1 protein-coding gene is annotated in these 749 nt (G+C 68.4%); it reads left to right on the forward strand.

Going from position 1 to position 749, the window contains the following annotated elements; translation table 11 throughout:
• Positions 1–749 (forward strand): condensation domain-containing protein (locus ACLEQD_RS44665; RefSeq protein WP_410391961.1); only part of this gene is annotated, 749 nt, incomplete at both ends.

Raw genomic sequence — 749 nt, forward strand, 5'->3', positions numbered from 1 at the left:
TGGGCGTGCTCGTCCAGGAGGTCGCCGCGCTCTACGCTTCCGCATCGCGTGGTGAGCCGGCCTCCCTGCCCGCACTGCCCATCCAGTACGCCGATTATGCGCTCTGGCAGCGGGAGTGGCTCCAGGGCCCGGCTCGTCAACCGCTGCTGGACTACTGGACCCGCCAGCTCTCGGACGTGCCCACGGTCCTTGAGCTGCCCACGGACTTCCCGCGTCCCGCGCTCGCTTCGAGCCGTGGCGCGCTTCAGCCGCTTCAACTCCCCATGGAGCTCACGGCGGCCCTGAAGGCGCTCAGCCGGGAGGAGGGAGTCACCCTCTTCATGACGCTGATGGCTGCCTTCCAGGTCCTCCTCCAGCGCTACTGCGCCAAGGATGACTTCGTCGTCGGCACTCCCATCGCCAACAGGACCCTCGGTCAAACCGAGGCGCTCATCGGCTGTTTCGTCAACACGCTTCCCATCCGCGCGAACCTCGCAGGACAGCCCTCCTTCCGCGCCCTGCTGCGTCGCGTGCAGGCCACCTGCCTGGAGGCCTACGCGCACCAGGAACTGCCCTTCGAGCACCTTGTCGATGCGCTCCATCTCGCGCGTGACCTGAGCCACACGCCTCTCGTCCAGGTCCTCTTCGTCCTCCAGAACGCGCCCATGGCGGCGCCGGCGCTCCCCGGCCTGCACCTGGAGCCGCTGCCGACCCGGAGCACCACCGCCAAGTTCGACCTCACGCTCAACCTGGAGGAGACCTCCGGTGGA

It is taken from the genome of Corallococcus sp. 4LFB, from assembly GCF_046520365.1.
GTDB lineage: Bacteria > Myxococcota > Myxococcia > Myxococcales > Myxococcaceae > Corallococcus > Corallococcus caeni.